This is a genomic window from Tatumella sp. UCD-D_suzukii, from assembly GCF_000611875.2.
GTDB classification, from domain to species: domain Bacteria; phylum Pseudomonadota; class Gammaproteobacteria; order Enterobacterales; family Enterobacteriaceae; genus Tatumella; species Tatumella ptyseos.
This window is the reverse complement of record NZ_JFJX01000029.1, coordinates 18517-30875: the sequence shown is the minus strand read 5'-3', so window position 1 is coordinate 30875 and position 12359 is coordinate 18517. Positions and strand designations below refer to the sequence as shown.

9 protein-coding genes and 7 tRNA genes are annotated in these 12359 nt (G+C 52.5%); 1 reads left to right on the top strand and 15 read right to left on the bottom strand.

Annotated features, from left to right (window positions below; genetic code table 11):
- Positions 1 to 247 precede the first annotated feature (247 nt).
- From lnt to miaB, 5 genes are all read right to left on the bottom strand, one after another.
- Positions 248 to 1783, bottom strand: a complete 1536-nt coding sequence (gene lnt / locus CG67_RS06505; RefSeq protein ID WP_025902154.1) for an apolipoprotein N-acyltransferase — start codon at positions 1781 to 1783, stop codon at positions 248 to 250.
- Between the two features lie 7 nt (positions 1784 to 1790).
- A complete protein-coding gene (gene corC / locus CG67_RS06500; RefSeq protein WP_025902153.1) occupies positions 1791 to 2672 on the bottom strand; it encodes a CNNM family magnesium/cobalt transport protein CorC in 882 nt (293 codons plus the stop codon).
- Positions 2673 to 2755: 83 nt separating this feature from the next.
- Entirely contained in the window at positions 2756 to 3238 is a 483-nt protein-coding gene (ybeY, locus tag CG67_RS06495; RefSeq protein ID WP_025902152.1) for an rRNA maturation RNase YbeY, read from the bottom strand.
- Positions 3235 to 4287: a PhoH family protein gene (locus CG67_RS06490; protein ID WP_025902151.1), complete on the bottom strand. Its 1053-nt coding sequence runs from the start codon at positions 4285 to 4287 to the stop codon at positions 3235 to 3237. Before CG67_RS06490 ends, ybeY begins: the two co-directional genes overlap by 4 nt.
- A 184-nt stretch (positions 4288 to 4471) precedes the next feature.
- The gene (gene miaB, locus CG67_RS06485) at positions 4472 to 5896 is read right to left on the bottom strand and encodes a tRNA (N6-isopentenyl adenosine(37)-C2)-methylthiotransferase MiaB (RefSeq protein WP_025902150.1); all 1425 of its coding nucleotides are present in this window, start codon (positions 5894 to 5896) and stop codon (positions 4472 to 4474) included.
- Between the two features lie 175 nt (positions 5897 to 6071).
- On the opposite strand from miaB, the gene ubiF reads away from it, so the two are divergent.
- A complete protein-coding gene (ubiF, locus tag CG67_RS06480) occupies positions 6072 to 7244 on the top strand; it encodes a 3-demethoxyubiquinol 3-hydroxylase (protein ID WP_025902149.1) in 1173 nt (390 codons plus the stop codon).
- Between the two features lie 110 nt (positions 7245 to 7354).
- Here ubiF and CG67_RS06475 read toward each other — a convergent pair.
- The 10 genes from CG67_RS06475 to CG67_RS06430 form a co-directional block, all read right to left on the bottom strand.
- Positions 7355 to 7429, bottom strand: a tRNA-Gln gene (locus tag CG67_RS06475).
- Positions 7430 to 7465: 36 nt separating this feature from the next.
- A tRNA-Gln gene (locus tag CG67_RS06470) sits at positions 7466 to 7540 on the bottom strand.
- A 7-nt stretch (positions 7541 to 7547) separates the two neighbouring features.
- Positions 7548 to 7624: transfer RNA gene (locus CG67_RS06465), tRNA-Met, on the bottom strand.
- Between the two features lie 18 nt (positions 7625 to 7642).
- A tRNA-Gln gene (locus CG67_RS06460) sits at positions 7643 to 7717 on the bottom strand.
- 22 nt (positions 7718 to 7739) lie between these two features.
- Positions 7740 to 7814: transfer RNA gene (locus CG67_RS06455), tRNA-Gln, on the bottom strand.
- Positions 7815 to 7842: 28 nt separating this feature from the next.
- Positions 7843 to 7927: transfer RNA gene (locus CG67_RS06450), tRNA-Leu, on the bottom strand.
- A gap of 6 nt (positions 7928 to 7933) precedes the next feature.
- Positions 7934 to 8010, bottom strand: a tRNA-Met gene (locus CG67_RS06445).
- A gap of 324 nt (positions 8011 to 8334) precedes the next feature.
- Complete coding sequence (gene asnB / locus CG67_RS06440; RefSeq protein WP_025902148.1) at positions 8335 to 9999, bottom strand: asparagine synthase B; 1665 nt, start codon at positions 9997 to 9999, stop codon at positions 8335 to 8337.
- 351 nt (positions 10000 to 10350) lie between these two features.
- Positions 10351 to 11103 carry an HAD-IIA family hydrolase gene (locus CG67_RS06435; RefSeq protein ID WP_025902147.1) on the bottom strand — a complete coding sequence of 251 codons (753 nt, stop codon included), beginning with the start codon at positions 11101 to 11103 and terminating at the stop codon, positions 10351 to 10353.
- Between the two features lie 35 nt (positions 11104 to 11138).
- Positions 11139 to 12359 carry an ROK family protein gene (locus CG67_RS06430; RefSeq protein WP_025902146.1) on the bottom strand — a complete coding sequence of 407 codons (1221 nt, stop codon included), beginning with the start codon at positions 12357 to 12359 and terminating at the stop codon, positions 11139 to 11141.

Below are 12359 nucleotides of genomic sequence, written 5' to 3'. Positions count from 1 at the left end.
GGCATTGACGGGACAGGATGTCAGAGAGCAAAGCGCCATAGATCCCTGCGGTGCTGCGTTGGTGGCCGTGGCCCCATACGGCAGATGGCGTGACCAGGCCCGGTGTCGTCACTCGTCAGGTGCCCTGAGAACGGATTTTTTTATTGAGGTCACTTCGGTCAGGGAAAGGATAAAGGGCAGGGGCGTTATGGCGGCGCAACGTGATTGGCGGGCGGAAGAGACCGGAGCCGTTCGGCTCCGGTACCGTTTACTGATGGCGACGACGCCGGATGACCGATGCGACAGCCGTCAATGCAGAAAGGATCCACACCGTCAGATTCCCCGTATGGGCATAAGGCGTTATCCCCCGGGTCGGACTCAGTGTTGCGTTGAGAACGCCTTCACGGAACTGTGGAAGCTGTTGTTCGATATCGCCGTTGGCATTCACCACGGCAGTGACCCCGTTATTGGTGTCGCGTAATAGCGGCCTGCCCAGTTCCAGTGCGCGCATCCTGGCCATCTGCAGGTGCTGCCAGGGGCCGATAGAGTGACCAAACCAGGCATCATTAGATACCGTCAGCAGGAAATCAGTATCCGGCCGGAAGTTATCCCGCACATGTTCACCCAGCACAATTTCATAACAGATGGCCGTCGTCAGACGATAGCCATCGAGCTGCAGTGGTGGCTGAATATATTTACCCCGGCTGAATGCCGACATCGGTAAATCGAAGAACGGAGCCAGCGGGCGCAACAGATCTGCCATCGGGACAAATTCCCCGAAAGGAACCAGATGGTTTTTCTGATAACGGTTTCGGCTCAGATAGCTGTAAGGCTCCCGGCCACCCAGTACCACAACCGTGTTGTAGTCATGATAATGGTTATCCTCTTCCAGTCGGGAATCGACAATGCCGGTCGCCAGTGTGCTGCCATGCTCACGCAGTATGTGATCCAGTTCGGTCAGGAAGGGCTGTTCATTACTTTCCAGGTCCGTGATTGCCGACTCCGGCCAGATAATGATCCCGGCCTTACCTAACACCGGGCGGGTCAGCCGCAGGTAGGTATTTAAGGTATTTTGTAATTGCTGAGGGTCCCACTTCATCGACTGAGCGATATTTCCCTGCACCAGCGCGACAGAAACACTGCGACCGGACTCGGTGCGGTACCAGTGTACGTAGCGTAATGGCCAGGCGATAACCATCACCACCAGCGCAATCAAAACCGGGCGGATGTTCCGCTGTATCAGGGCATAGCTTATCAGCCCGGAGAGTATCATCAGGACGAAGGTGATGGTTTCTACTCCGGCCACCGGAGCTATACCTTTCAGCGGGCCATTAATCTGGCTATAGCCAAACTGTAGCCACGGGAATCCGGTCAGGATCCAGCCGCGCAGAAACTCGGTAAACTGCCAAAGTGCCGGGGCGGCCAGTAGCAGACGCGGTAGCGTCGCCCGGGGCCAGAACCGGTTCAGTAACCCGGAAAACAGCATCGGGAACAGTGACAGCCAGGCGGCGAGCAGCACAACCAGCATGACGTTGACCGGGCCTGGCATCCCACCGAAGGTAGCGATGCTGACATAGACCCAGTTAACGCCCGAACCGAACAGTCCCATCCCCCAGACAAAACCGATAGCAGTTGCCTGACGGGTGGTACGGTTCAGGGTCAGCGCCTGTAAGCCGGTCAGAGAGATAAGGGCGGCGGGCCAGAAATCGAAAGGGGAGAAAGCGAGGGTGCCAGCGGCACCCGTCAGCAGCGCCAGCAGCAGACGCACTTTCTGCTGCCGGAATAACGTGTTAAGTGCCGTCATAGGCTCATTATTCGTCTTCAAGTTGAGGAGCAACCGCATCATCCGGTATTTTTACATGTACCTGCAGAATACGACGTCTGTCGGCCATCGCGACTTTAAACAGATAGTTGTCAATGGTGATGCTTTCACCTCTGGCAGGTAAATGCCCGAAACTTTGCATCACCAGACCCCCGATAGTATCGACTTCTTCATCGCTGAAACGGGTGCCGAACATTTCGTTGAAATCTTCAATCGGCGTCAGCGCGCGTAACGAGTAGGAATGACGGCTGAGCTGGCGGATATCGCTACTGTCTTCTTCGTCATACTCGTCTTCGATTTCTCCGACGATAAGCTCAAGAATATCTTCAATGGTGACCAGCCCGGAAACACCGCCGAACTCATCAATGACAATCGCCATATGGTAACGCTGAGAGCGGAATTCTTTCAGCATGCGGTCGACACGTTTACTTTCAGGAACCACGACGACCGGGCGGAGCACATCAGCAATGCTGAAAGGAGCCGAATCACTGCGCATAAAGGGCAGCAAGTCTTTCGCCATCAGAATACCTTCCACATGATCTTTGTCTTCGCTGATCACCGGAAAACGGGAGTGGGCCGATTCGATAATAACATCGAGACACTCTTCGAGGTTCTGGTCTTGTTTCAGGGTGATCATTTGAGAACGCGGGATCATAATATCCCGGACCCGCTGTTCGGCGATTTCCATCACGCCTTCCATCATGTCGCGGGTGTCCTGATCAATCAGTTCTTTTTGTTCTGAATCACGGATAAGTTCCAGTAATTCATCCCGGTTCTGAGGTTCACCGTGGAAAAGCTGGTTGATCAGTAAGGAAAAAAATCCCTTTTTACTGCCGGGGTTGTCGCTGTTTTGTGAATGGTCATCGCTCATGGCGTTTTTTTTTTGTTCTCTCTTGCAGGGAAATAAAACTGCCAGGTCAGGTCACTGGCAGCGTAATAAATAACAGGCGCCGGTTATCCGGCGGCATCTTTCTCTGAAATGTACGGGTCAGCATAACCCATAGCAAGCATTATCTCAGTTTCGATGCCTTCCATCTCTTCGGCTTCGTCATCCTGAATATGATCATAGCCTAACAAATGGAGGGTGCCGTGTACCACCATATGTGCCCAGTGGGCTTCGACCGGTTTACCCTGTTCGGCGGCTTCCTGCTCAACCACCTGACGACAGATGATCAGGTCACCGAGCAGCGGTAAGTCCTCAATACCGGGAGGGGCCTCAAACGGGAAAGACAGAACGTTGGTCGGTTTGTCTTTTCCGCGATAAGCCAGATTCAGCTCGTGGCTTTCGGCTTCGTCCACCAGACGGACAGTGACTTCACTTTCCGGCTGAAAAGGTTCGACGGCGGCACTTAACCAGCGCAGAAACTGAGCTTCGTCCGGAAGCCCTTGCGGATTTTCACAGGCATTCTGTAAGTCCAGAATTACGGTACTGCTCATACATTCTCCTGGCCGGCAGCGAGGGCGGCGCGTTTACGCTCTTCCGCGACTTCTGCCCGGCGTTTTTGATCGGCTTCTTCCCAGGCTTCATAGGCAATGACAATCCGTGCCACCACCGGATGGCGCACCACATCTTCGCTATGGAAGAAGTTAAAACTCAGTTCACTGACATCAGAAAGAACTTCAATGGCATGTTTCAGGCCTGAGCGTGCATTCCGCGGTAAGTCTATCTGCGTGATATCCCCGGTAATTACGGCCTTAGAGTTAAAGCCGATACGGGTCAGGAACATTTTCATCTGCTCGATGGTGGTGTTCTGACTTTCATCCAGGATGATAAACGCATCGTTCAGCGTACGTCCGCGCATATAAGCCAGCGGGGCAACTTCAATCACGTTCCGTTCAATCAGTTTTTCGACCCGTTCAAAGCCAAGCATTTCAAACAGAGCGTCATACAACGGACGCAGATACGGGTCGACTTTCTGGCTCAGGTCACCCGGCAGAAACCCCAGTTTCTCACCGGCTTCTACCGCCGGACGGGTCAGCAGAATACGGCGGACTTCCTGACGCTCCAGCGCATCAACGGCTGCGGCCACGGCCAGATAGGTTTTCCCGGTCCCGGCCGGGCCGATACCGAAGGTAATATCATGGTCAAGAATATGGGCGATATAGCTGGCCTGATTCGGAGTTCGGGGTTTGATGACGCCCCGGCGGGTCTGGATATTCACCGCTTTACCATAATCAGGGACACTCTCCGCCGTTTGTTCCAGCACCCGGCTCTCTTTAATGGCCAGATGAATATCCTCAGGGTCGATATCTTTACTCTGTCCGCGCAGCGGGGCGGTATCCACATAAAGATCTTTCAGGATCTTTTCGGCCGCGTCTACGCATAACGCCTTCCCCGTCAGGGTGAAGCGGTTATCTATCCGGTTGATTTCAATGCCAAGCCGGCGCTCAAGGTGCTTCAGATTATCGTCAAACGGGCCGGTCAGACTCAGCAAACGTTGGTTATCTGCAGGTTCCAGTGCAATTTCACGGGTTTCGATATTCAAACTCATCCTCCAGGTCGCTAAGGGCCGGTTGTACAGCAGAGATCATTCTGGCGCTGACAATCGCAGGGATTGTCGTCACAGAACGGGGTTATCTGTAGGGATATCGGGGCGGAATTCGTAAATTCCACCCCTTTAGCTTAGCAAAGCTGTGACAGTCAGTGTCTGTCACAGCCATTAAGCGCTATCAGGGCTGCCAGATGCCGACACCGGACTCATTTTCTTTCCGGGTACGGGCAATAACGGAGGCGGGGGATTCTGTCACGCGCAGGCCCATGTCTTTCTCGGTACGGACGACGCGACCACGCAGTGAGTTCGGATAAACATCAACGATTTCAACATCAACGAATTTACCGATCATCTCCGGGTGACCTTCAAAGTTCACTACACGGTTGTTCTCGGTACGGCCGGAGAGTTCCATAATGTTTTTACGTGAAGTTCCTTCTACCAGCACACGCTGAACGGTGCCCTGCATCCGGCGGCTCCAGGCCATCGCCTGCTGGCTGATACGCTCCTGCAGGATGTAAAGACGCTGTTTCTTCTCGGCTTCACTCACATCATCCGGTAAGTCTGCCGCAGGCGTCCCGGGGCGAGCTGAATAGATAAAGCTGAAGCTCATATCAAAGTTAACGTCAGCGATCAGTTTCATGGTCTTTTCAAAATCTTCCTGGGTTTCTCCCGGGAAGCCAATGATAAAGTCAGAGCTTATCTGAATGTCAGGACGCGCTTCACGCAATTTGCGGATGATGGCTTTGAACTCCAGGGCAGTGTGCGCACGCTTCATCAGTGTCAGAATACGGTCGGCACCACTTTGCACCGGTAAGTGCAGGAAGCTCACCAGCTCCGGAGTATCACGGTAGACATCGATAATGTCATCGGTAAATTCAATCGGATGGCTGGTGGTGAAACGGATACGGTCAATACCGTCGATGGCGGCCACCAGGCGCAGCAAATCAGCAAAGGTACAGACTGAGCCGTCAAAGTTCTCACCACGATAGGCGTTAACGTTCTGACCCAGCAGGTTAACTTCACGGACGCCCTGGGCTGCCAGCTGTGCGATTTCAAACAGAATATCATCGCTCGGACGGCTGACTTCTTCACCACGGGTGTAGGGCACAACGCAGAAGGTACAGTACTTGTTACAGCCTTCCATGATAGAAACGAATGCGGTCGGGCCTTCTGCGCGGGGTTCCGGCAGGCGGTCGAATTTTTCGATTTCCGGGAAGCTGATGTCCACGACCGGGCTTTTATTACCACGGACGCTGTTGATCATCTCCGGCAGGCGATGCAGGGTCTGGGGTCCGAAGACGATATCCACATAGTGCGCCCTCTGGCGGATATGGTCACCTTCCTGGGAGGCGACGCATCCGCCGACACCGATAATCAGTTCCGGATTCTTATCTTTAAGATTTTTCCAGCGCCCCAGTTGGTGAAACACCTTCTCCTGAGCTTTTTCCCGGATAGAACAGGTATTCAGTAACAGTACGTCTGCCTCTTCGGCATTTTCGGTCAGCGTATAGCCGTGAGTACTGTTTAGCAGGTCTGACATTTTAGATGAATCATATTCGTTCATCTGACAGCCCCAGGTTTTAATATGTAATTTTTTCGTCATCGAACTGGCCATTGATTCAGTGCAAGGATGTGCAGGCGGCATATTGTAATGCTTTGCTGCTGTTGTGACCAGTGTAGCGGCTTTCCTGATTGTGACGGGATTTTCCGGTACACTGTTGCAAGTTAACATTAACCCGAAAACTTACGGGCAGTTGAGTGTTGGTAAGGATGATAGCATGCAGGAAGATCAATTTGATGTGGTGATTACCGGCGGGGGTATGGTCGGTGCGGCATTGGCTTGCGGCCTTGCCCGGCATCATTTCAGGGTGGCCGTGATTGAGCATCAGGCTGCCCCTGAATTTACCCCGCAAAGTCAGCCCGATGTCCGGATCTCAGCGATCGGTGCATCGTCAGTGGCATTACTGAAAGAATTAGCGGTCTGGGAGCGGGTGCAGGCGATGCGTTGTGCGCCTTATCGTCAGCTGGAAACCTGGGAATGGGAAAATGCGCATGCCGTTTTTGATGCCGCCTCTCTGGGATTACCGGAACTGGGCTATATGGTGGAGAACAGCGTCCTGCAGCGTGCGCTGTGGGAGCAGATGCAGGCGCAGGGCGTGACACTACTCTGTCCTGCCACCTTAGCGGCAGCAGAGTCTCAGCCGGACGGCTGGTCTCTGACCCTGGATGATGGCCGGAAAATTCATACCCGGCTGCTGACCGGCGCTGATGGTGCGAATTCGCAGGTACGCCGGCTGGCGGGTATCGGTGTCAGCGGCTGGGAATATGCACAGTCCTGTATGCTGATTTCAGTTGAGTGTGAGCAGTCTCCCGGAGACAGCACCTGGCAGCAATTTACGCCACAAGGCCCGCGCGCCTTTCTGCCCCTGTTTGGCAACTATGCTTCTCTGGTCTGGTATGACAGCGCAGCCCGTATTCGTCAGCTCTCTAAACTGTCTATGGCGCAACTGGAGCAGGAAATTGCGGCTCATTTCCCTGCCAGATGCGGTAAGGTGCGTGCGCTGACTGCTGGTTCATTCCCGTTGATCCGGCGTCACGCCAGCCGTTATGTCCGTCCGGGACTGGCACTGGTCGGGGATGCGGCTCATACGATTAATCCGCTGGCAGGGCAGGGCGTAAACCTGGGTTATCGTGATGTGGATGTGCTGATCGATGTCCTGGCGGAAGCCCGTCGTGAAGGGCACGACTGGTGGCAGCTCGCCACGCTGAATAAATATCAGCATAAACGGTACCGGGATAATTTGCTGATGCAGAACGGTATGGATCTGTTTTATCTGGCCTTCAGCAACCGGAATGCTCCGCTGACCGTTATTCGTAACCTGGGACTCATGGCAGCACAACGGGGTGGCTGGCTAAAGAAAAAAGCACTGAGTTACGCGCTGGGGTTGTAAGAGGCTCAGCCGGCAAGAACGGAAACGGCCTGCGGGTCGTTTTTTTATGGGATATTTATCAGGACGGGTCACAGAAAAGAAAAAAGCCCACCGAGGTGGGCTTTCAAAATTGGCTGGGGTGCAGGGATTCGAACCCCGGAATGCTGATATCAGAAACCAGTGCCTTACCGCTTGGCGACACCCCAATTGGTGCTTTTTTAATTATAAAACTTCTTCAAAATTGGCTGGGGTGCAGGGATTCGAACCCCGGAATGCTGGTATCAGAAACCAGTGCCTTACCGCTTGGCGACACCCCAATTTGTTTGGTGGCTACGACGGGATTCGAACCTGTGACCCCATCATTATGAGTGATGTGCTCTAACCAACTGAGCTACGTAGCCTGAGTACTGCTTTCAATGTGGCTGGGATACCTGGATTCGAACCAGGGAATGCCGGTATCAAAAACCGGTGCCTTACCGCTTGGCGATATCCCATCTCCGGGGAGCACACTGAAATTGGCTGGGATACCTGGATTCGAACCAGGGAATGCCGGTATCAAAAACCGGTGCCTTACCGCTTGGCGATATCCCAGTTGCTTACCTTAAAAGATAACGTTAAATGGTGCGGGAGGCGAGACTTGAACTCGCACACCTTGCGGCGCCAGAACCTAAATCTGGTGCGTCTACCAATTTCGCCACTCCCGCAAAACATGGTGGCTACGACGGGATTCGAACCTGTGACCCCATCATTATGAGTGATGTGCTCTAACCAACTGAGCTACGTAGCCATGTTTTTTTCGCGTTACCTTCAACGGCGTTGCGGGGCGCATTATGCGGAGTTGGCCCCTGATCGTCAACAAATTTTTTGACGTTTTTTGCCGAAAAAGGGCTGTTTGTCTGGTGAATAACCATAATGATTAATTGTTGTTCGCTTTGTGGTGCCGCTTTATGCAATCAGGTCCCGCCCCGCAGCCGTACAGGTCGGAACGTCACAATGATTCAACACGTTGCAGTCAGTCAAAGGGCGGCAGACAGAGCTGCACGGTGCAAAAAACACACACGAAAAAAAAGACCGTTAATCAACGGTCTTTTTCAGAGGGATAGCTGACGGCTTAATAAGCAGACTGATGGACGCCTACGGCACGGCCTGATGGATCATCCATACTTTTGAACGCTTCGTCCCATTCAATGGCTTTTGCTGAAGAACAGGCAACGGACGGGCCACCGGGTACGCATTCTGCTGCGGTCGGTACCGGGAACAATTCTTCAAAGATTTCACGGTACAGATACGCTTCTTTTGACGTCGGCGTATTGTGCGGGAAACGGAAGTGAGCCATTTCCAGTTGCTGATCGGTCACCTGAGCCGCGGCCACTTCTTTCAGGCTATCGATCCAGCTGTACCCGACACCGTCAGAGAATTGTTCTTTCTGGCGCCATGCGACGCTGTGAGGCAGGTAAGAGGAGAAACATTCACGCAGGATATGTTTTTCCATTTTACCGTTGCTGCCACACATTTTATCTTCCGGGTTAATACGCATCGCCACATCCAGGAATTTTTTATCCAGGAAAGGTACGCGAGCTTCCACCCCCCAGGCTGACATGGCTTTGTTGGCCCTGGCACAGTCATACATATGCAGTGCAGCCAGCTTACGCACGTTTTCTTCATGGAATTCTTTAGCGTTCGGCGCTTTATGGAAGTACAGGTATCCGCCAAAGACTTCGTCAGCACCTTCGCCTGACAGCACCATTTTAATGCCCATCGCTTTAATTTTACGGGACATCAGGTACATCGGGGTCGAAGCACGGATAGTGGTGACATCATACGTCTCGATGTGATAAATCACATCACGGATAGCATCCAGACCTTCCTGAACCGTAAAGTTAATTTCGTGGTGCACGGTTCCGAGGGAGTCAGCCACTTCTTTTGCAGCTTTCAGATCCGGCGCACCTTTCAGACCGACCGCAAAGGAGTGCAGCTGTGGCCACCAGGCATCACTTTTATCTTTATCTTCAATACGTTTTGCAGCAAAACGTTTAGTGATTGCCGAGATAATTGAGGAATCCAGACCGCCGGAGAGCAGAACCCCGTAAGGGACATCTGACATCAGGTGGCTTTTCACGGATTCTTCCAGCGCATCTTTCAGAGCGGCTGCATCAGTCACGTTAGCGGCAACGTTGTCATATTCCATCCAGTCGCGCTGGTAATACTGACGGATTTCACCGTCGACGCTGGACATATAGCTGCCCGGCGGGAATTCGCTAATGGTACGGCAGACAGGAACCAGAGCTTTCATTTCTGAGGCGGCAAACAGGTTACCGTGTTCATCATAACCGATATATAAAGGAATAATCCCGATATGGTCACGGCCAATCAGCCAGCTGTTCTTCTCTTTATCATACAGAATAAACGCAAACATTCCCTGCAGGTCATCCAGGAAATCCACGCCTTTTTCCTGATAAAGAGCAAGAATGACTTCACAGTCAGAACCGGTCTGGAACGCGTAGCGATCGCTTAATTTTTCACGCAGTTCCTGGTGGTTGTAGATTTCACCGTTGACCGCCAGGACGTGAGTTTTGTCGGCGTTGTACAGCGGCTGTGCTCCGTTATTGACATCGACAATTGATAAGCGCTCGTGTGCCAGAATCGCCTGGTCATCGGCATAAATTCCGGACCAGTCCGGGCCGCGGTGACGCATCAGACGGGATAATTCCAGCGCTTTCTTACGCAATTCAACGGGATCTGTTTTCAGATCCAGAACACCAAAAATCGAACACATAATCTACTCCTGAGTCCATATACGGTAATGTTATTTACACAAACTTGTTATCTGAGTGCAGCCTGTTCCGGCGCGATGTATAAGAAAATGCGCTATTTCACATCCTCCTGGCAAGTTATTTAGCACCTGAATGGAAAATAGTTGATCCGGGCGCCGGAATATTAAATTTCATCTAAAAAACCCGGTGTTTTTTTAGATGAAATTCAAAGAAATCTCTTTTCCGGTTATTTTTAAGGCATTCCGGCGGGCGGGGAAATTAGGGGCTGAGCTCAGGGAGTCACGGCAGCAGGGGGCATTGAGTATCATTTCAGCCCGTCGCTGCCGGGCTGAACTATCAGAAAAAGATCGGAGTCAGAAGAGATCAATGTCGGCGACAGACGGATAAATCCAGTCGGGACGGAAAGGCATGACATCGACATCATCGGCACTGGAGACGCCGGAGAGCACCAGGATGGTTTTCAGACCGGCCTGAAAGCCTGCCAGGATATCGGTACGCAGGTTATCGCCGATAATGACGGTTTCCTCAGAATGTGCATGCATCTTATTGAGTGCCGCCCGCATAATGTAAGGACTGGGTTTCCCGACCACGAACGGCCGCCGTGAGGTGATTTTCTCGATGCCGGCGCATAAGGCACCGCAGGCCGGAACGTAGCCCCGGGCATGAGAGTCCGGGTTGGTCGCAATAAAACGGGCCCCGTTAGCCACAAAGAATGCTGCTTTATGCATCATCTCCCAGTTAAACGACCGGGTCTCACCGACGATGACAAAGTCAGGGTTAATATCGGTAATGGTAAAACCGGCTTTATAAAGCTCATGGATCAAGGCGCCTTCACCGATGACATAGGCTTTTTTGCCTTCCTGCCGGCGCAGAAAATCGGCGGTTGCCATGGCTGAGGTATAAAAGACCGAGTCCGGCAGGGTAATACCGGCAGAGGAAAAGCGGTTAGCCAGGTCCTGTTCTGTCTGGGAGGGGTAGTTGGTCAGGACGACCAGCGGTACCTCTTTTTCCAGCAAGCCATGTAAAAACTCTTTGGCACCTTTGACTGCGGTATTATCGTGCATCAATACACCATCAATATCGCAGATTACATTTTTAAGGGTCATCAGGTCAGTCCGGGTCAATGAAATTATAGATGGCATCACTCGCCAAGCAGGTGCTGAAGTAAAAGACCATTCAGCATCGCGCGTTTGGCCAGCGCAAACGCGCCGATAGCGGAACGATTGTCCAGTTGCGATCGTACAACAGGCAAATGACGGCGAAAATCATTGAGTACCTGCGTATCAATACAGCGCTGGATGATCGGAAACAGGACGCTTTCTGCGGCGGTAATGTCGCCTGCCAGCACAATTTTTTGCGGATTAAATAAGTTGATCATCATCGCCAGCGCTTTTCCCAGATGGTAGCCGACGTCTTTTATCAGGTTTTGCGCCAGCGGATCGCCATTATTGGCGGCAGTGCAGATATCCGCCATTGTGCATGCGTCGGCGGTTAATTCACCCGGGTAGCCTTTTGCCAGCAGTGATTGTGCCCGTTTAACTATAGCCGTATTAGACGCGAGGGTTTCCAGACAACCGAAATTACCGCAATAACAGCGTTCTCCTAAAGGATCCACCTGTACGTGACCAATTTCACCCACGTTTCCGTTACTGCCATAAAAGATGTTGCCGTTCACAATAATCCCGGCACCGGTGCCGCGATGGATACGCACCAGAATAGAGTCCGCACAGTCCCGGCTTGCACCAAAATAGTGCTCAGCCAGTGCCAGGCTGCGGATATCATGACCGACAAAACAGGCTGTCTTAAAACGCGCCTCCAGGTTTCTGACCAGCGGCCACCCGGTGTCACCGATGTGTGGCATAAAACGGACAATCCCCTGAACCGGGTCAACCAGCCCGGGTAAAATGACCGAAATGGCGATCAGCTCCTGTAAAACCGGCTCACATTCAATAATAAAGGCATCGATGGCGGCAAACAGCGCCTGTTCCAGCGCCGGTACACTGTCATCGGGGATCGGATAATGCTTTTCGGTCAGCAGGGCTCCGCCCAGATCAAACAGTGCCAGCGTAGTATCTTTGCGACCGAGACGGATAGCGATGGTATGAAAGCCCTCATTCACGGTCACAATTGAGATAGCGCGTCGTCCCCCGGTTGAAGCCTGCTGTTCAACTTCTTTGATCAGACCGCGCTCAATCAACTGACGGGTGATTTTGGTGACACTGGCGGGCGCAAGCTGGCTGATTTCCGCAATCTGTATGCGGGAAATGGGCCCATCCTGATCAATCAGTTGATACACGGCTGCGCTGTTTAACTGTTTTACAAGATCAATGTTACCAATTTGCGTCTGTCTGCCAGTAACCAT